The 17,634-nt window shown below is 37.7% G+C and carries 18 protein-coding genes; 6 read left to right on the top strand and 12 right to left on the bottom strand.

Annotation, left to right across the window (positions count from 1 at the left end):
* From hisC to IW16_RS12045, 8 genes are all read right to left on the bottom strand, one after another.
* Positions 1 to 1,026, bottom strand: a complete 1,026-nt coding sequence (gene hisC, locus IW16_RS12080; RefSeq protein WP_034744470.1) for a histidinol-phosphate transaminase — start codon at positions 1,024 to 1,026, stop codon at positions 1 to 3.
* 4 nt (positions 1,027 to 1,030) lie between these two features.
* The gene (gene hisD, locus IW16_RS12075) at positions 1,031 to 2,308 is read right to left on the bottom strand and encodes a histidinol dehydrogenase (protein ID WP_185116421.1); all 1,278 of its coding nucleotides are present in this window, start codon (positions 2,306 to 2,308) and stop codon (positions 1,031 to 1,033) included.
* Entirely contained in the window at positions 2,308 to 3,165 is an 858-nt protein-coding gene (hisG, locus tag IW16_RS12070) for an ATP phosphoribosyltransferase (protein WP_034744465.1), read from the bottom strand. The genes hisD and hisG overlap by 1 nt, the downstream gene beginning before the upstream one ends.
* A gap of 250 nt (positions 3,166 to 3,415) precedes the next feature.
* Positions 3,416 to 4,513: a glycosyltransferase family 4 protein gene (locus IW16_RS12065; RefSeq protein ID WP_034744463.1), complete on the bottom strand. Its 1,098-nt coding sequence runs from the start codon at positions 4,511 to 4,513 to the stop codon at positions 3,416 to 3,418.
* Positions 4,514 to 4,637: 124 nt separating this feature from the next.
* Positions 4,638 to 5,450, bottom strand: coding sequence for a 2,3,4,5-tetrahydropyridine-2,6-dicarboxylate N-succinyltransferase (locus tag IW16_RS12060; RefSeq protein WP_034744460.1), 813 nt, complete (start codon positions 5,448 to 5,450; stop codon positions 4,638 to 4,640).
* A 138-nt stretch (positions 5,451 to 5,588) separates the two neighbouring features.
* Positions 5,589 to 5,960 (bottom strand): DUF2255 family protein, encoded by a 372-nt coding sequence (locus IW16_RS12055; protein WP_034744457.1) that lies wholly within the window; start codon positions 5,958 to 5,960, stop codon positions 5,589 to 5,591.
* Positions 5,961 to 6,061: 101 nt separating this feature from the next.
* The gene (locus tag IW16_RS12050; protein ID WP_034744455.1) at positions 6,062 to 6,388 is read right to left on the bottom strand and encodes a LytR/AlgR family response regulator transcription factor; all 327 of its coding nucleotides are present in this window, start codon (positions 6,386 to 6,388) and stop codon (positions 6,062 to 6,064) included.
* Between the two features lie 22 nt (positions 6,389 to 6,410).
* A complete protein-coding gene (locus IW16_RS12045; protein ID WP_084694540.1) occupies positions 6,411 to 6,980 on the bottom strand; it encodes a C40 family peptidase in 570 nt (189 codons plus the stop codon).
* A gap of 152 nt (positions 6,981 to 7,132) precedes the next feature.
* Here IW16_RS12045 and IW16_RS12040 point away from each other — a divergent pair, with 152 nt between their 5' ends.
* Positions 7,133 to 7,780 carry a hypothetical protein gene (locus tag IW16_RS12040; RefSeq protein ID WP_034744452.1) on the top strand — a complete coding sequence of 216 codons (648 nt, stop codon included), beginning with the start codon at positions 7,133 to 7,135 and terminating at the stop codon, positions 7,778 to 7,780.
* Positions 7,781 to 7,818: 38 nt separating this feature from the next.
* Here IW16_RS12040 and IW16_RS12035 read toward each other — a convergent pair whose 3' ends face one another.
* Positions 7,819 to 8,187 carry a hypothetical protein gene (locus IW16_RS12035; RefSeq protein WP_034744450.1) on the bottom strand — a complete coding sequence of 123 codons (369 nt, stop codon included), beginning with the start codon at positions 8,185 to 8,187 and terminating at the stop codon, positions 7,819 to 7,821.
* A gap of 429 nt (positions 8,188 to 8,616) precedes the next feature.
* Between IW16_RS12035 and IW16_RS12030 the strand changes: the two genes are divergently transcribed.
* Entirely contained in the window at positions 8,617 to 9,300 is a 684-nt protein-coding gene (locus IW16_RS12030) for a hypothetical protein (RefSeq protein WP_034744448.1), read from the top strand.
* A gap of 186 nt (positions 9,301 to 9,486) precedes the next feature.
* Positions 9,487 to 10,116 (top strand): class I SAM-dependent DNA methyltransferase, encoded by a 630-nt coding sequence (locus IW16_RS12025; protein ID WP_034745269.1) that lies wholly within the window; start codon positions 9,487 to 9,489, stop codon positions 10,114 to 10,116.
* An 87-nt stretch (positions 10,117 to 10,203) separates the two neighbouring features.
* Here the strand turns inward: IW16_RS12025 and IW16_RS12020 are convergent, their stop codons facing one another.
* Positions 10,204 to 11,175 (bottom strand): hypothetical protein, encoded by a 972-nt coding sequence (locus IW16_RS12020; protein ID WP_131327888.1) that lies wholly within the window; start codon positions 11,173 to 11,175, stop codon positions 10,204 to 10,206.
* A gap of 95 nt (positions 11,176 to 11,270) precedes the next feature.
* On the bottom strand, positions 11,271 to 12,701 hold the full coding sequence (locus IW16_RS12015; protein WP_034744443.1) for an exodeoxyribonuclease VII large subunit: 1,431 nt from the start codon (positions 12,699 to 12,701) through the stop codon (positions 11,271 to 11,273).
* A 340-nt stretch (positions 12,702 to 13,041) separates the two neighbouring features.
* On the opposite strand from IW16_RS12015, the gene IW16_RS12010 reads away from it, so the two are divergent.
* Positions 13,042 to 13,545: a hypothetical protein gene (locus IW16_RS12010; protein ID WP_131327887.1), complete on the top strand. Its 504-nt coding sequence runs from the start codon at positions 13,042 to 13,044 to the stop codon at positions 13,543 to 13,545.
* Between the two features lie 110 nt (positions 13,546 to 13,655).
* Here IW16_RS12010 and IW16_RS12005 read toward each other — a convergent pair whose 3' ends face one another.
* The gene (locus IW16_RS12005; RefSeq protein WP_051890165.1) at positions 13,656 to 14,231 is read right to left on the bottom strand and encodes a DUF2652 domain-containing protein; all 576 of its coding nucleotides are present in this window, start codon (positions 14,229 to 14,231) and stop codon (positions 13,656 to 13,658) included.
* A 333-nt stretch (positions 14,232 to 14,564) separates the two neighbouring features.
* On the opposite strand from IW16_RS12005, the gene IW16_RS11995 reads away from it, so the two are divergent.
* Both IW16_RS11995 and IW16_RS11990 read left to right on the top strand, forming a co-directional pair.
* A complete protein-coding gene (locus tag IW16_RS11995) occupies positions 14,565 to 15,131 on the top strand; it encodes a helix-turn-helix domain-containing protein (protein ID WP_034744438.1) in 567 nt (188 codons plus the stop codon).
* Between the two features lie 84 nt (positions 15,132 to 15,215).
* The gene (locus IW16_RS11990; protein WP_034744436.1) at positions 15,216 to 17,633 is read left to right on the top strand and encodes a heavy metal translocating P-type ATPase; all 2,418 of its coding nucleotides are present in this window, start codon (positions 15,216 to 15,218) and stop codon (positions 17,631 to 17,633) included.
* Position 17,634 lies beyond the last annotated feature (1 nt).

Raw genomic sequence — 17,634 nt, 5'->3', positions numbered from 1 at the left:
TTAAATTTCTTTTAAAACGTTGATTAGTTTTTCATTCTCTTCACGGCTTCCCACATTGATCCTGATACAATCCTGAATGGCAGGCGACCGCTGGCTGGTCAAAACTTCTTCTTCAAGCATTTTCTCATATACCATTTTTCCCTCTTTCATTTTGATCAAAAAGAAATTGGCATCCGTTGGAAATACCTTTTCGATACATTTAATCGTTTTAAACTGATCTTCCAGCCAAGCTCTTTCCTGTAACACATTTTGCACATTTTCTTTAAGCCTTTTTTCATCGTCCAAAATATTCAGGACAAGTTCCTGGCTTAGAGAATTCACATTATAAGGTGCCTTTACGGTATTGATAAAGCGAATGATTTCTTCCGAAGCATAGGCTGTTCCAACCCTTGCTCCCGCTGTTCCCCAGGCCTTTGAAAAAGTCTGAAGTACAATAAGGTTAGGATATTTGCTCAGAAGCTCAATAGCTGACTTATTTCCAGAAAATTCAATATAAGCTTCATCTATAACAACGATACCTTTAAAATTTTGGATAAAAAACTCTATATCTTCTACACTGTTTCCGGTTGGATTATTGGGAGAACATAAAAAGAAAATTTTAATATCACGCTCCTGAGCAATTTTAAGAAAATCATCTTTTACAATTTCAAAATTCTCATCCAAATCCAATTTTAACACTTCATTTTCATTGACTGCTGCATAAAAACCATACATCGCAAAAGAGGGGTTCATCATCAGAATGGCATCTTTTTTAGGCTCGCAGAAGATCTTAACAATCAGATCAATCAGTTCGTCACTTCCGTTTCCTATGGCGATCTGTGCTGGTGATACTCCTTTAAAAGCTGCCAATTTATTTTTAAGCCTTTTCTGAGATGAATCCGGATATCTGTTAAATTCCCCGAACGGACATTCATTAGCATCAAGCAATACCGGAGCATTGAACTCATTGTGATCCCTGAAACTGATATAAGGCTGTAGTTTTAATATATTTTCTCTTACTAAACTGTTGGTATTGAATTCTTTCATTGTATTATTTTAATCTGATTGACACTGCATTTTTGTGGGCGGTAAGACCTTCGGCCTCTGCCATTACTTCTATTGTTTTTCCTATATTTTTAAGACCTTCTCTGGAGAGGTGCTGGAAAGTTATTTTTTTGACGAAACTATCCAGAGAAACACCGCTGTAGTTCCTTGCATATCCATTCGTTGGCAGAGTATGGTTGGTTCCGCTGGCATAATCTCCGGCACTTTCACAGGAGTAATTCCCAAGAAAAACAGATCCTGCATTTCCAATCATGGGAATATATTTTTCAAACACTTCCAGGGCCAGAATAAGGTGTTCCGGAGCATACAGATTACTGAATTCCAAAGCTTCCTCTATTGAGTTGGTTAGAATAAAAAGACTGTTTTCTAACGCTTTACCAGCCATTTCATTTCTTGGAAGCTCCCGAAGCTGCTTTTCAACAGCATCAATGGTTTCAGTAAAAACTGTAGGATCAGTAGTGATAAACACCACTTGGCTGTCGCTTCCATGTTCTGCCTGTGAGAGAAGATCTGCAGCACAGAACGCCGGAACAGCCTCACTGTCAGCAATCACTAGAACCTCACTTGGTCCTGCCGGCATATCTATAGCTGTACCATATCGCTGCGCATATTCTTTTGCAGCCACTACAAACTGGTTTCCGGGACCGAAGATCTTATAAACCTGTGGAATACTTTCTGTTCCCAAAGTCATTGCTGCAATAGCCTGTGCTCCTCCTGTCTTGAAAATTTTGGTGATACCACAGAGTTTAGCGGTGAACAGAATAGCAGGATTAATATTCCCATTGCTGTCGGGCGGTGTACAAAGGACAATTTCCTGACATCCTGCCAGATTCGCAGGTACAGCAAGCATAAGCACCGTTGAAAATAGAGGAGCTGTTCCTCCTGGAATATAAATCCCCACTTTTTCTACAGCCCTGTTTTCTCTCCAGCAGATCACACCTTTTACTGTTTCGATTTTTTCCGATTCTGCTATTTGTGCTGTGTGGAATTTTGAAATATTTTCCTTGGCCTGTATAATGGCTTTCTTTAAATCTTCAGAAACATTCTGTTCTGCATCTTCCAGCTCAGTTTCCGAAACTGTAAGCTGGGGAGTTATTGCTTTATCAAATTTTTCATTAAACTGTATCAAAGCTTTATCACCCTCCTTTTCGACAGATTCAAATATTTCTGTAATCAATCCTGATATTTCTTCGCGTTCAAGGACAGGGCGTTTCACCATCTCCGGCCAAGTTTCTCTTTCTGGGTATCTGTATATTTTCATCATTAAATTACCATTTTATCGATTGGAATAATCAGGATATCCTGTGCCCCGTTTTCTTTCAGTTCGTCAATAACCTCCCAAAATCTTTCTTCATCAATCACTGAATGAATGCTGCTCCAGCCTTTTTCTGCTAAGGGAATCACTGTAGGACTTTTGAGCACAGGAAGAACATTGGCGATATCTTTAATTTTTTCATCGGGAACATTCATGAGAATGTATTTTGAATTTTTCGCTCTTAAAACAGACTGTATTCTAAACAGGAATTTCTGAAGAATTGCTTCTTTTTCAGTATTCATCTGAAATGTTTTTGCTAAAACTGCTTCAGACTTTAGAAGGGTAACTGTTTCTCTCAGTCCGTTTTTAAACAAGGTACTTCCTGAACTTACAATATCACAGATACCATCCGCCAGTCCAATATTAGGAGCTATTTCAACGGAACCTGAAATGATGTGGATATCAGATTCGATTCCATTTTTGTCAAGGAAATTTTTAAGGGTATTGGGATAGGAAGTGGCTATTTTTCTTCCCTGAAAGTAGGAAAGCTCATTGGTTTCCACTTCTTTGGGAACGGCTAAAGAAACTCTGCATTTTGAGAATCCAAGCTTTTCAACAATTTGAATATTTTTCTGTTTTTCGGCTAAAAGATTTTCTCCGACAATGGCGATATCTACCACTCCGTCTTCCAGGTATTGCGGAATGTCTGAATTCCTGAGATACATGATCTCCATCGGAAAGTTATCTACCGACACTTTCAGCTGGTCTTTTCCGTTGTTGACGAAAATACCGCAGTCTTTGAGGAGCTGTAAAGATTCTTCGTAAAGCCGGCCGCTTTTCTGGATTGCAATTTTTAATTTACTCATTGTATTATTTTGGGGTCTGAGCAAATAAAAACTGATCTGTTGACTATTTCCGGGAAGAATTCGGGAAACAAAAAAACCGTCTGTTTACTCAGACGGTTTTAATTATTTTTGATTTTAACACATGTTTATATCAACCAATTCCGTCTTAGCAGAGATGATGATAATAATGATGAAGTGTTAAAAAATTGGGTTTCATTGTTCTGAATTATGGTACAAATGTAGGACTTATTTTTAAACTGCAAAGTTTTTTTTACAGAATTTTTTTGTAGAGATTCATCAACTGAGCTGCAATCGGTTCGTCATTAAACTTCTGAACAAACGTGAAACTCTTTTCTGCACGGCGTTTTCTTTCAGATTCATTTTCCCATAAAAATCTGATCTTGGCCCCAAGGTCGAGATCATTTCGGGGATCGATGTAAACGGAGTCTTTTCCTCCCGCTTCCGGAAGACAGCTCGTGTTACTGGTGATCACCACGGTTTTGGAAAAAAGAGCTTCTATAACAGGGATTCCAAAGCCTTCAAAAAAACTTGGATAGACAAAAATATCGGCTGATTTATACAGTACAGCCAGCTCGTCCATCGAAACACCTTCCAGAAAAAGCACCTGTTTGTCAATTTTATTTTTTCTGATGAAAGCCAGTACTTTTTTGTAGTAATCTGTTTTTCTTCCAACGACAACCAATGGAATTTCTGTGTCTTTGATCCCTTTTACAATGCTTAAAAGATTCTTACGTTCTTCAATGGTTCCTACATTGAGAATATAGCGTTCCGGAAGATTGAATTTTTCCTTTACTGTATTGATTAATTCATTGGACTGATGCTCTTTAAAAGCTTTATGACAACCCTGATAAATGACTTCAATTTTGCTTTCAGGAACTTTTAAATAGGTGATGATATCTCTTTTAGTCTGCTCCGAAATCGCAATGATTTTATCTGCAGAAGAAGCCGCTTTTTTAAATTTCCAAAGGTGTATTTTCCGGTCAAAGAAAGAATAATAATTCGGACATCTCATAAAGATCAGATCATGAATTGTCACTATTTTCCTGATGGGTTCTTTACTCCACTTCAAGGGCAGTTCACCGGATAAACCGTGAAATATATCAGCACCTTCCCTTTGGGCATCTTTTCCCATTTTAAGCTGTCTTGAAAATTTCCCTTTTGAAGTTTCCACAAAGCGGACATCCTGTCTTTCAAGAATTTCTTTTCCTCTTTCTGATCTGTTTTTGTTCAGCAAAATGTATTCATTTTCAGGATAGTACTGAGAAAGAATCCTGACAAGGTCTCTTGAGTAATTGCCCAATCCGGACGTATTATGAAAAAAACGTTTTGCGTCGAAGGCAATCTTCATATCAATGTTTTTAATAAGCTTTTTTAACGGGTTAAAGGTATAAATAAAATAAACCCCAAATGACTATTCAGGGTTTATTGTATAAATTTTAAAATCAATCTTTAAAATTTAGAGAAAACACAGCTTATACAGCCACATTATTCTCTCTTAAAGCATCATTAAGAGATGTCTTTTTATCTGTTGATTCTTTTCTCTGACCGATGATCAGTGCACAGGGAACCTGATATTCTCCAGCAGGATATTGTTTTGTATAACTTCCAGGAATTACTACTGAACGTGCAGGAACTCTTCCTTTGATCTCAACAGGCTGGTCACCCGTAACATCAATGATTTTTGTAGAAGCCGTCAATACTACATTTGCTCCCAATACAGCTTCTTTTTCTACGTGTACACCTTCTACAACGATACATCTTGAACCGATGAAACAGTCGTCTTCAATGATCACAGGAGCTGCCTGTAACGGCTCCAGTACACCACCAATTCCAACACCACCACTCAGGTGAACGTTTTTACCGATTTGTGCACAGCTTCCCACGGTAGCCCATGTATCTACCATAGTTCCGGAATCTACATACGCTCCGATGTTTACATAAGACGGCATCAAAATTACGCCTGAAGCGACGAAAGATCCTTCTCTGGCGATGGCATGCGGTACAACTCTTACTCCTTTTTCAGCATAATTTCTCTTCAAAGGAATTTTGTCATGAAATTCAAACGGACCTACTTCAATGGTTTCCATCTTCTGAATCGGGAAATACATTACTACAGCCTTCTTCACCCATTCATTCACCTGCCATCCGTTTTCCGTAGGCTGAGCAACACGAAGTTCTCCGGAATCCAATAAAGAAATAACCTCTCTTATCGCCTTCTGGCTGTCTTCATTCTGTAATAAATCTCTATGATCCCAAATGTTTTCAATTGTTTGTTGTAACGACATGTTTCTTATTTGATTTTAGTATAAATTATCCCTGCAGCTTCCCACAGTTTTGAAAGTCAAAAGTACAAAAGATTGTTTTAGTATACAAGTTCAACCCCGCTCCTCAATGATCAACATCCTTTCATATGTTGATGCGTTTTATTCACAGATGATAAATTCCATAGTCCTTTCAGCGTGTTTTTCTTCAACAATTGCTTTAGAATACCGGATGTTTTTACCTGTATTATACTTTGTTAAATAAGCTGTATTAATGTAAGAATTCAAATCTTTGATATCAGGCGGTATGACCGCTTTTATATTGAATATCTCCTCTCCGCATCTGATCTGACCTGAAGGATCTTTTAAAAAGGTATTGTACCAGCTTCTTTCTGCAAGGCCCCAGGATCGGGCAAAAATTCTGTCGTTCACAGTAACCATCCAGATTTCAAGGAAAGTGGTTCTCTCCTCGCCTGCTTTTATTTCAGTAATATTATGAGTATTGATGAAATGCAGTGCTTTGTCTTTATTCATTGTTGATTTTTTCACGAATGTAAAATGAATAAGACCGTTTAGCCAATTTATTATTCGGCCTTAGGAAAATATTATTTGGATAGGCGATTTTCTGATGTTGATCAAAGCATCATTTTATTAAGTGCAGTAATCAGACAGTCTTTGTAGCTTTTAGCGACGGCAATTTTCTGTTCCTGAAGGACAAGCTGGTTGTCTTCGAAGTATTCAATATTGGTTAAATTGACAATATATGAATTGTGAACCCTCATGAATTCGTCGGGGAGGCTTTCAATCAGATTTTTAAGAGCTTTGTAGTAAATATATTTTTTGCTGGATACCGTATAGATTTCCACATAATTTCCCAAACCTTTGATAACGGTAATATCTTTGAAGAAAAGCTTTACCAGTTTCTTATCCGTTTTAATAAATGCAAAAGTTCGGTTCTCCATGCAGTAATCAGTTTAAAAAGCCCTATAATACTCGCTGAGCATGAAGATAGGCTTTATTCCAGTATTTCTCGTTTAATGAAGAGATCATCACTCCTTTTGATGTGGAAGCATGGATAAATTTCACTTCTCCATCAGCTCCGATGTTGTGAACGATACCTACGTGAGAGACTCTGCTTCCTCCGGCTGTTGCAAAGAAAAGGAGATCTCCGGGTTTTACTTCTTTGATATCGATCTTCTTACCGGCATCAGCCTGGTCGGTAGATCTGCGTGGGAGTGAAAAGTCATTTTCCTCAAAAACCTTTACCGTAAATCCGGAACAGTCAAAGCCGGAAGCCGTATTTCCTCCAAATTTGTATGGTGTTCCGATATATCTTTCAGCGTCTTTCAGAATATCACTGACAGATCTGGAAATCTTTCCGTCAAATTTAGAATCAAGTTTTCTTAGATTTTCGGCTTTTACTACTGTTTTGGTTCCTGTTTTTTTCGAAGATGCGTTCTTTGAGGATCCACAGGAAACGACCAATGCAGAGGCGATCAGCAGAACAGAGATCTGCTTTATTTTTAAGTTTTTTTCAAATAATCCCGGTATCATAGTCATCTGATTTTAAATGAAGTAACTAATTACATACAAATATACATTTTATATTTAAATTATATGAAAACTATACTACAACTATATGATAAATATATGTTAAAGTTTAGATTTCTTTTTATTATTAGTATATTTGAATTCAATTTTGTGATATGGCAACGTATGAAAGTTTAATAAAGATTACAGGAAGCATAGGCGATCTGGTTTTTTACAGCCTGAACGGAAAAAATGTAGTACGGAAGAAAAGCGGATTCAATAAAAATGCATTTAAAAAAGATCCGTCTTATGAGAAAGTACGGCAGAACAGTTCCGAATTTGGTCACTGTTCCAAAGCAGGGAAAACAATAAGGAGCTGTATTGAAAATTACACTAAAGAAGCCGGTGATGCCTTACTCTACCAGAAGTTTGCAAGGCTGATGACTGTTATTAAAGACCTTGATGCTGTGTCAGATAGAGGAAAAAGAGTTGTACAGAATGGTATGAAAACTGAGGCTGGAATAAAATTACTTAAAGAATTCAGGTTTGGGGAAAAGGAGAATATCTGGCAAAACATTTCTATTGAGAAGGAACAGAAAAACCTTATCCTGAATGTAAATGATCAGTTGGCAGCGGATGAACTCATTATCATCACCATAGAACCTGATCTGGAGGGATATTCTGCAGAATATACCGAGGAGAAAATGTTCTTAAAAAAGGCAGGAAAAATTCTTTTTAAAAAGCATTTTTCAGATAGCACTCTCCTACTCTACTTTGGGGTATTGAAGAATAAAGGTGAAATTACCCATATGGGATTTATCTAGATAAAAAAAGCCTGCAGATTAATCTGCAGGCTTTCTTATTATTTCTTGTCTCCTGTCCAGGTACCGTATCTTGCCGGTGTGGGAACAGCGTTTGACCAGTTTCCGTTTCCTTTTTTCTCTTTTGAAAGGGTTCCTTTGAATTCTCCGTCAGAAGGAAGCCCTACTACAGCGGTAAGGTCACCGGTTTCTGTTAAATGCCCGGAGATACTATAATTTTCATTATTTACTGTAGAATGCATAGTTCCGGTTACTTTTCCGTCGCTCGCTACCACGAGGTTCCATGTTCCATCATCGCTTCCTGTATACTTTCCTGCCCACGTTCCTATATAATCATAAATAGTTTCGTCATCAGAACTGCATCCGATAAATAAAAAAGCTGTAAAAAGAAGTAAAAAAAGTTTCTTCATAGTTTCTAATAGTTTTATAACCTAATCAAATTTTATTGTTATCTGTTCACTTTCTATAATATGAATAGAACACTGAGTGAATGTTTTATTATTTGGGGTTTGTTCCGTGCAAATCTACTAATTTTTTTCATTCAGATTATCTGAATTTTAATCACCTGTTTATATTTTTATGAATTACCCTCATATTTCGGCTAAAATACAATTATTTCCCAAATGAAAACAAGGAATCAGACCACAAGATATCAAAGAAACGAGCACATACATTAATTATAGTTATATTAAAATAATATGATTATTTTAATGATATTTTTCAATATAAATTATTTTCAATCTACCATTAGTAATTTAAATGAAATTTATTCTTGCAATCATAAATATTTCTTAATTTAGTGAAAAATCTAAAAACTCATTAAAACCAAATAAAACAACATGAAAACAAGAATAATATTTTTTGTTGCAGTAGCTTTTTTCAGCAGTGTCAAATCACAGGTAGGGATTAATACCACCACTCCTTCTCATACTTTGGATGTCAACGGGCTGGTAAGAGTAAGAGCCTTGGCCAATGCTGAGAAGAAAATTGTTGCAGCAGACCAGGATGGTGTTTTGACCCTGATTGCACCTGAAGAAATTTTTTCTCCAAAAGCACTTTTAAATACTTCCACGTCAGCAACCGAACAGAGACTTACCGTGTATGAAGGAAAATGCTTTCAGCCTACTGATAACGCTTCTTCCTGTACCGTTAAAGTTAATCACTACAGTACATGCGCCGGCTTTACACGGGCAATTGATACTCAAATCGTTGTGGGACAAACCATCAATACAGTAAACGGACAGTTTCTGGGGACCTGGGCTTCCCGTTTTATTGATCACAAAGGTTATGTAGGTGGTGCAAATGCCGCTGAACAGATAGCACCTGACTATCCACGAATTTCCTATCCTTCAGCAAATTCAGCTAATTATCTGGGAACAGGAAGCTTTGTCGGACAGTGTAATGCAGATCTGGTAACCACTATTAACCAGACGACGGGTGATATCAAAATAGAATCTGTGAAAAGAAGTATGTATGCACATATGGTCTATCTTTTATCAGTAGCCCGTTCAAGAAGTAACTAAAAACAAATCTTTTTCAATCAATATAAACAGCTGTGCTTTTGGGGACAGCTGTTTTATTTTAGTGATATTCCTGATTTTATCAAAATAATCTATTCACTGCTTTTATATATTTGAATGAATACTAATCAGTTGTACCTTTATAAAAGAAAAAAAACAGTGTCATTTAACTTAAAAAAGATATTCAGTATGAAAATAATAAAAGCGGCTGATGCATTTGATAAATCTGCCAAAATCTATCAGGATAAGTTTATGGATGTCAGTCTGTTTGCTGGCACTTTTAATTTGTTCTGCGATGCCATAAAAAATGACAATGCTGACATTTTGGATATTGCCTGCGGACCGGGAAATATTACGAAGTACTTACTGGACAGAAAACCCCATTACAATATATTGGGAATTGATCTGTCACCCAATATGCTGAATCTTGCTCAGACTAATAATCCTACAGCTTCATTTCAACTTATGGACTGCCGGAAGATCGGGCAGCTTGACAGGAAATTTGATGGGATCATCTGTGGTTTCTGTCTACCCTATCTGGACCGCGAAGAAGCTGTTAACCTCATTATTCAAGTATCCGGAATGTTAAAGCCCGGTGGCATATTTTATCTGAGTACGATGGAAGATGATTATACAAAATCCAGATTTCAAATATCCAGTTCAGGTGATCAGGTATATGTAAATTATCATCAGGAAGACTATTTAACGAAGGCGTTTCAAGATAATAACTTTGAGATCCTCGATTTAAAGCGTTTCACTTCCCGTGATAAGGATGATGTCTTGATTACTGATTTGGTATTGACCGGAAAATTGGTTTAGCTGATAAACATACTGCCCGTAGATTTAAAATGATATTCTTAAAACAGAATTCGAAATACCGGTTGGAATCCAGCTCTTTTAATTGAGTTAACGTATTGGTGTCAGCTCATTGCTGCCTGCTTTTTTATGCAGCAGGAAAGAAACCTGGATATCTTCATCACTGGTTTGGGCATGAATGGCAGACAGGTAATCTTTATACATTTCACTGGTCGGCTGCAGGGCCAGTACTTTTCCACCTGCATACAGGACCATTTTAAAATCTTTCAGTGGCAAAATATCTCTTTTCTCCAGGACTGTTCCACTCATTTCTTTCCACCGTTCTTTAGAATCTGCAGAGCTATTCCAGTAAAAAGCCCTGGCCAGCTCAACTTCTTTATCATACATCATTGATGCATAAGTGTTCAGATCTTTTCTTATCAGAACATCCCGGAAATTATTATATGCCTTAACGGCTTCTTTCAGTAAGTCATCCTGATTCTCTTTACTGAGGTCTTTGGAATGAGTCCAGCCTTCTAACTGATAAGGAACCTCAGCATTAAAAATACCTTTAAATTCAAAAGCTTTTTGTCCACTGGCCAGAAAGTTTTCCGTTCCCGTTTTATGGGAGGTTTTGAATTCAAAAACCTGTTTATAATCTTCCAGTGACCCGCCGGCTTTACGACGAATTACTTTAATTTTAAATGTAGAGGCATCGACAAGGGTCTGTGATACGCTTCCATCCGAAAGAACAGGAGGAAATAACCGGATCGTGATCTCCTGCTTTCCAGCTCTCAGAATATGATCATTGATCTGAATACGCTGTTCATTAACACTGCCAGCCAGAAAGTAACGATGAACAGGTACATCATTGACTAAAATTTCATATCCACAGGCATCCTGACTGAATTCTATTTCATACCAGGGGTTATCGGTATATGTTTTTACCTGCTTAAAAATATCCAGCATTTTTTGATCCACATTCCCATCATGGCTTTTAACGGTAGAAGTTGCCGGATCTTTTTGCTGACAACTGCCAAAACCCGATATGATTACTAAAGCTGATATGATTAATTTTTTCATTGTTTTCAGGTCATTTGTACTTGTTCCAAACACAGCACTAAATGTAGGCATTCTTTTCCCATCTTTTATATGAAGTTCACTAAGGTAATTTTTGATCAAAGCACTTTTGCCAATACAAAACCAATCACTAAAGCAATAATAAATGCCGCAATTAATTTTGTATAATCCGTTTTACTATTGTTCAGTTCTTTATTTAACTGGGCATTCTCAATCTTTGAGGATTCCAGATTCGCCTGTAACGCTGCTGTTTTTTCATTAATTGCGGATTGGACGTTTTTCTCATGGAATGCAGCAATTTCTTTTTTATAAGTTTCCATTTCCTGCTGACGCTGCTTTTGCTGTTCTGTAAAATTCTTATTGATGTCCTGAACTTGCTTTTCGGAAGTTTCCTGCAGTCTCTGAAACTCCTGATTCTTTTTCGTCAGCTGCTCTGTTAAGGTACTCACCTGCTTACCATGGGTTTCTGTAATTTCTTTTTTGAGTTTTTCGACCTCATCATTACGGACCTTCAGCTGTTCATTGAAGTTTTTTGTTTGCTGCTCCACATTTTCTTTAAATGTTTTTTGTGCTTCTGCAAATTCTTCGTTTTTCTTTTTCAGCTGATCAGTCAATGTTGTTACCTGCTCAACGAACTGTTTGGAAACATCTTTCTTAACTTCTTCAATCAGTAAGGCCCTGGAATTAGATTTTTCCTCAGTCAGCTTACTGATTATAGCATGCAGACCGGAGCCATATTCGTGAGGTAAATGAAATCTTCTGTCCGCCAGCTTATCCAGCAAGGTTTCATCCACTGTATGTCCTAATGCTGTCACTGTAATTGATGAAAGACTGACAAATTTTTCTGCCAGTACCAAATCATTGAATACTTCAAAGCTCTGTTTATCTCCACCACCACGGACCAGAGCAATGATATCATAATTCAATGGTGAAATTCTGTCCAGTAAGTCTGAAATAGACGTTGCTGATGTAATGTTGCAGGTATAATCATCAATTTCATATTCTTTGGAAGATACATCCAGCCCTTCATTAAAATCCTTCTGAACAATAGCACTGTGTCCGTAAATATTGGCAATTTTTACTTTTTCTGATTGCAGTACCTGATTCCTGATCAATGTTTCCACATCTCTGGATCCTTTTTCCAGCTTTTTCTGAATGAGATCATACCGTTTCAAATCATTTTCAGAAATCGATTTTTCTTCCTGAGAGATAATATCATCAACCACAAAAACGAGCTCAATGCTTGAATTTTTTATTCTCTTTTCAATGAATCCGCGAAGGGTATATATTTCGTTATTCTCAATTTTACTTCGCAGTAATGCCGGCATTTTGATGCCTATTGAGGTATTGTCGCTTTCAGAATAGAGAAAGTCATAATAATAATTTACATACGCTTTACCTGCTCCATAAGAGTACCTGCCCTTCAGATAAATAAGAGTTACCGTAGCGGGAAGCTTCAACGCATTGTTGAAAATACCGATAATGGATCCGGGAGAATAGATAGGGTAAGTAAGTTCAGTGCCCTGCATAAGGTTGAAATATAACTATTGATTTAAAAACTTTATGCAAATATATCTCTATTTGACTTTAAAAAAGGAATGCTTTTCCGTAATATTCCTTTTTTAAGATCGTGTGTTTTGTATTTCTACAGGTAGTAAGCCTTTAAGAAAAAAACAAGAACAGATCCCAGATACAAGTACGTGAAGAATCTATTTATTCAGGTTTATCACATAGTGCTTTAACCATACCATGACACAGAACCCTTAATGGTGAAGCTTTTATCCAAAATCTCTTAATTACTTATGCATCTATTGCTTATTGGTAGGCCTTTTGCTAGGCTAATACTATACAATATCAACTATGAATTATATGAACATTTTAAAAGTAGTAACATTATCAGGAGGACTTGTTTTAGCACTCAACAGCTGTACACAGAAACCTGCTAAAGATGATCAGTCTGTAACTGGTGAACAATCTGCAGCAACACAGCCTGCAACAACGAAACTGATGGTGGACGGAAGTTATGCCAACTCTGATTACGAGAAAAGAAACGAAGGCTATGACTGGGTGGGTGTCATCGTAGAGAATATTGATGAAAACAAAATATCTGTTAAAATAAGATCCCGTGCAGATAAGAAAAAGCCAACCTGTACATTGGACACAGAAGCTACAAAAGTAAAAGACGGTGTATATCAATCTATGCTCAACGGAAAAAATGTAGTATTTACATTTAATGAAACCTCAGTAACCATTGGTACTGAAAATCCACAAGATAAAGATGCTCTTCATTTTTACTGTTCAGGCGGCGCAACGATAGCAGATACCTATACCAAAACAACGGCTCCTCTAGATCCGGCCCAATTGGGTAAATAATTTGTATTTATATTAATAATAAAATAAAAGGGCTGAATATGATTTCAGTCCTTTTTCGTGAGATATTGGACTGATAAAGTTTTGCTTATTAAAAAGCCGGCGCAGAAAGATTACAGATAATGAATGTAGCCAATGTCAGGAAGATAAATGCAATGGTCGCAGTTGTCGTATACAACCGTAGATTTGGACGGCTGCTCAAAATTAGCTTTTAAAAAGGCATCAGAAAATAAGGCATAAGGAGGAAACTTGGCAATATAGTTTTTGAGCATTTTATGCGCTTCTACAACCGGAACTCCATACAGCTTTTCAATCGTACCTATTGTATACTGGGTGAAGACCCCATAGTGAACAATAATTTTCAGTGACAGAGGAATTTCCATAGCAAGCTGCAAAGAGAGATTCCCTATTTCTTTTTTAAAATTGCTGTACATGCTGCCTATCTGATCTATTGTTTCCTCAAACGACGGTATATCATTATATTTATAAAACAATATCGCGTCCCCCTCAATCTCAGAAACTTCAAGAGACAGTGTATTGCTTTCTATGATGGATTTCAGGAGGGTTTCAGTGATGTATTTCCCTATAGATATCGGCGTATTGATAACAAAATCTGTAAAACCGGAGAGATCCGGAATCATCAGCATCCCTTTTTTGTAGTGGCTTATTTCTTCCATAAGGCTTCCCATCTTCTTATTTTATTGTACAAATTAACTGATACTTTATCTGTTCTTCTGCAGATATTCCCTATCTGATTAATGATATTTACTGATTGGTGATCAGAATAAAGAGAAAAGAGTTTTTTAATAATTTTAATTCCTGCAATATCGACTGTCATTTTCCGGAGCAGGGAAACAATAAAGCTGGTAATCAATCTGTATCAGCTACTATCTGCAGTTTGAAGAGGGCTTTACTTCTGGAGTATATATTCAAACAACAGCAGGCTGCATCTGATCATGCATGGTTAATTGATTTTTAATGATAAATTTGTCGATCAATATAAAATTTAATTCAACTGAGATATGAGTACATTATTCGTTAAAAACATGGTTTGTAATCGTTGTATAATGGTGATTCAGAATGAACTCGAAAAACTCGGTTTAGACTTTACCCATATTAAGCTTGGAGAAGTTGGCCTTGCCAGAGAACTCAGTTCCGAAGAAAAAAAATCACTTGAAGCTGTACTCATCCCTTTAGGTTTTGAAGTAATCGATGATAAGAAGAGCAGAATCATTGAAAAAATCAAAAACATTATTATCGATCTGGTGCATCATCAGGATAATGACACAAAAAAGAACCTGTCTGATTTACTGAGTGACCAACTCAATCACGACTACAATTATCTTTCTAATCTCTTCTCTGAGGTGGAAGGCACAACCATTGAGAAATATTTTATTGCCCAAAAGATCGAAAAGATTAAAGAACTTTTGGTTTACGATGAACTTTCATTAAGTGAAATCGCCTTACGATTAAACTATTCAAGTGTAGCTTACCTCAGTAACCAGTTTAAAAAAGTAACAGGATTGACGCCCAGCCATTTCAAGCAGATCCGTGAAGAAAAAAGAAAACCACTGGATCAGTGTAAGTAAATGTTACAAATCAAAGCCATAATTCCACAATAACATTCACAGATCTTGTCGCCAACTTTGCAAGTAGATTATAACAAGCAAAATATGGCAACAAATACGATTCGGGAAACCATTTATATTCCTCTGGAAGACGTAGAAAGTGAGCACTGCGCATTGATCGTAGAAAAAGGACTCAAACAGATCAAAGGAATTGAAACCCACAAAATAGAACTGAACAACCGCAGAGCGGCCATTACAGTAACAGACAACGAAATAGTAGGCAAAGCTGTTAAAGCCGTTAAAGATCTGGGCTATGGTGTTCCTACAGTTAAAAACTCCTTCCCTGTTCTGGGGATGACCTGCGCATCGTGTGCGGGCAGTGCAGAGAGTATCGCAAAGTATGAGCCGGGAGTGGTTGAAGCCTCAGTGAACTTTGCAACGGGAAATCTTACTGTAGAATATCTTCCTAATATGACCGATGCGTCAAAGCTGCAGAAAGCTCTTCAGTCCGTAGGATATGATTTGCTCATTGTAGATGAAACCAAACAGCAGGAATCCTTAGAGGCGATCCATGCTGAGAAATTCAAAAAGCTAAAAAACAAAACCATCTGGGCGGTTATACTGTCATTACCTGTAGTGACGATCGGCATGTTCTTTATGGATATTCCCTATGCCAATGAGATTATGTGGTTCTTTTCTACCCCTGTTGTTCTTTGGTTAGGAAAAGACTTCTTCATCAACGCATGGAAACAGCTCCAACACCGTTCTGCCAATATGGACACTCTGGTAGCTCTCAGTACGGGAATAGCTTACCTGTTCAGTGTATTTAATATGGTTTTTCCGGATTTCTGGCATCAGCGCGGATTACATGCCCATGTATATTTTGAAGCAGCTGCTGTGGTTATTGCATTCATTCTCCTTGGTAAATTATTAGAAGAAAAAGCAAAGGGCAATACCTCATCGGCTATTAAAAAACTGATGGGTCTTCAGCCTAAAACAGTTACCATCATACTTCCTGATGGAAGCGAAAAACAAACGGCCATTGAACAGGTGAACGCAGGAGATGTATTACTCGTAAAACCCGGTGAAAAAATTGCTGTGGACGGTATGGTGAAATCAGGCAACTCTTATGTAGACGAAAGTATGCTGAGCGGAGAACCCGTTCCTGTATTGAAGACCGAAAACGAAAAAGTATTTGCCGGTACCATCAACCAGAAAGGAAGTTTCCAGTTTACAGCAGTTAAAGTCGGTAAAGAAACCATGCTGGCCCAAATCATCAAAATGGTACAGGATGCCCAGGGAAGCAAAGCTCCGGTACAAAAACTGGTTGATAAAATTGCAGGTATATTCGTTCCTGTAGTGATCAGCATCGCCATCATCACATTCGTATTATGGATGGTACTGGGAGGTAACAATGGAGTGGTTCAGGGACTTTTAGCCGCTGTTACTGTATTGGTTATCGCGTGTCCATGTGCCTTGGGACTGGCGACCCCTACTGCTATTATGGTAGGTGTTGGTAAAGGTGCCGAAAAAGGTATTCTTATTAAAGATGCGGAAAGTCTTGAACTCGCCAAGAAAGTAACGGCTGTTGTTTTAGACAAAACAGGAACCATCACAGAAGGAAGACCTCAGGTAACCGGTATCCAATGGCTGAACAGTGAAGATGCTGCAAAGGATATTTTACTGAGCATTGAAAAGCAGTCTGAGCATCCTCTGGCAGAAGCAGTCGTTAAACATCTGGAAGGAGTTTCCGTTACTTCCATATCCATGTTCGACAGCATTACCGGTAAAGGCGCTAAAGCAGAGCATAATAACGAAACCTATTTTGTAGGCAATAAAAAGCTGCTGGCAGAAAATAATATTATTATTGCTGATCAGCTGCAGCAACAGGCTGATGAATGGGGGAAACAGTCCAAAACTGTGATATGGTTCGGAAACAGCAGACAGGCACTTTCTGTGATCGCTATTTCTGACAAGATCAAAGAAACATCGGTGCAGGCTATCAAAGAAATGCAGAAAATGGGAATCGAACTGTATATGCTTACCGGAGATAATGAAGCTACTGCAAAAGCTATTGCTGAACAAACAGGTATACTCCATTATCAGGCAGAAGTACTGCCTCAGCACAAAGCAGATTTTGTAAAAAAACTCCAGCAGCAAGGAAAAGTCGTAGCAATGGTAGGTGACGGAATTAATGACAGTACAGCACTGGCAACGGCTGATGTAAGTATTGCAATGGGAAAAGGCAGCGACATTGCTATGGATGTAGCCAAAATGACGATCATTTCATCTGATCTTACAAAAATCCCGCAAGCCATCCGTTTATCTAAACAAACTGTAGCTACGATCAAGCAAAACCTGTTCTGGGCATTTATCTACAATCTTGTAGGGATTCCGATTGCGGCAGGTATTCTTTTTCCTGTTAACGGATTCTTACTCAACCCAATGATTGCAGGAGCGGCTATGGCATTGAGCAGCGTAAGTGTGGTAAGCAACAGCCTGCGCCTGAAATGGAAAAAATAAA

The organism is Chryseobacterium vrystaatense (assembly GCF_000737765.1).
In the GTDB taxonomy this organism is placed as follows: Bacteria; Bacteroidota; Bacteroidia; order Flavobacteriales; family Weeksellaceae; genus Chryseobacterium; species Chryseobacterium vrystaatense.
Note: the sequence above shows the minus strand (reverse complement) of the source record. Positions and strands in the feature narration are given on the sequence as shown.

Bases quoted from the DNA above. Each gene is read 5' to 3' on its own strand.
- hisC (WP_034744470.1), bottom strand. From the start codon at position 1,026: ATGAAAGAATTCAATACCAACAGTTTAGTAAGAGAAAATATATTAAAA.
- hisD (WP_185116421.1), bottom strand. From the start codon at position 2,308: ATGATGAAAATATACAGATACCCAGAAAGAGAAACTTGGCCGGAGATG.
- hisG (WP_034744465.1), bottom strand. From the start codon at position 3,165: ATGAGTAAATTAAAAATTGCAATCCAGAAAAGCGGCCGGCTTTACGAA.
- IW16_RS12065 (WP_034744463.1), bottom strand. From the start codon at position 4,513: ATGAAGATTGCCTTCGACGCAAAACGTTTTTTTCATAATACGTCCGGA.
- IW16_RS12060 (WP_034744460.1), bottom strand. From the start codon at position 5,450: ATGTCGTTACAACAAACAATTGAAAACATTTGGGATCATAGAGATTTA.
- IW16_RS12055 (WP_034744457.1), bottom strand. From the start codon at position 5,960: ATGAATAAAGACAAAGCACTGCATTTCATCAATACTCATAATATTACT.
- IW16_RS12050 (WP_034744455.1), bottom strand. From the start codon at position 6,388: ATGGAGAACCGAACTTTTGCATTTATTAAAACGGATAAGAAACTGGTA.
- IW16_RS12045 (WP_084694540.1), bottom strand. From the start codon at position 6,980: ATGATACCGGGATTATTTGAAAAAAACTTAAAAATAAAGCAGATCTCT.
- IW16_RS12040 (WP_034744452.1), top strand. From the start codon at position 7,133: ATGGCAACGTATGAAAGTTTAATAAAGATTACAGGAAGCATAGGCGAT.
- IW16_RS12035 (WP_034744450.1), bottom strand. From the start codon at position 8,187: ATGAAGAAACTTTTTTTACTTCTTTTTACAGCTTTTTTATTTATCGGA.
- IW16_RS12030 (WP_034744448.1), top strand. From the start codon at position 8,617: ATGAAAACAAGAATAATATTTTTTGTTGCAGTAGCTTTTTTCAGCAGT.
- IW16_RS12025 (WP_034745269.1), top strand. From the start codon at position 9,487: ATGAAAATAATAAAAGCGGCTGATGCATTTGATAAATCTGCCAAAATC.
- IW16_RS12020 (WP_131327888.1), bottom strand. From the start codon at position 11,175: ATGAAAAAATTAATCATATCAGCTTTAGTAATCATATCGGGTTTTGGC.
- IW16_RS12015 (WP_034744443.1), bottom strand. From the start codon at position 12,701: ATGCAGGGCACTGAACTTACTTACCCTATCTATTCTCCCGGATCCATT.
- IW16_RS12010 (WP_131327887.1), top strand. From the start codon at position 13,042: ATGAACATTTTAAAAGTAGTAACATTATCAGGAGGACTTGTTTTAGCA.
- IW16_RS12005 (WP_051890165.1), bottom strand. From the start codon at position 14,231: ATGGGAAGCCTTATGGAAGAAATAAGCCACTACAAAAAAGGGATGCTG.
- IW16_RS11995 (WP_034744438.1), top strand. From the start codon at position 14,565: ATGAGTACATTATTCGTTAAAAACATGGTTTGTAATCGTTGTATAATG.
- IW16_RS11990 (WP_034744436.1), top strand. From the start codon at position 15,216: ATGGCAACAAATACGATTCGGGAAACCATTTATATTCCTCTGGAAGAC.